The sequence below is a fragment of the Alkalihalophilus lindianensis genome (assembly GCF_032843265.1).
Classification (GTDB): Bacteria; Bacillota; Bacilli; order Bacillales; family Bacillaceae_D; genus Alkalihalophilus; species Alkalihalophilus lindianensis.
The window spans coordinates 1-253 of record NZ_JAWJBA010000697.1; the positions used below are offsets into that span (position 1 = coordinate 1).

The 253-nt window shown below is 43.1% G+C and carries 1 protein-coding gene; it reads left to right on the plus strand.

The annotated features are described in order from the left end of the window. On the plus strand, positions 1 to 202 hold a 202-nt coding region (locus RYX56_RS23960), incomplete at its 5' end, for a DUF5808 domain-containing protein (protein WP_317124335.1). Positions 203 to 253: the final 51 nt, after the last annotated feature.

Sequence of the window (253 nt, forward strand, 5' to 3'; positions counted from 1 at the left end):
CGAAAACGGCAAAGTGATGGATCGAGATGACGACCGTTATTGGAAGCTGGGAGTGTTCTATTTCAATCCGAAAGATCCAGCCATTTTCTTGGAAAAACGATTTGGCATCGGCTGGACAAACAACTGGGCCCATCCGCTTTCATGGGTTTTCATTATCGTTGTGATTCTTCTGGCTGTCGGTCTGCCGATACTGTTAGGATAAGGGCCAAATTTTTAAAGAAGGATTTTTCTCCATTCGTATCGAAAATTGTAT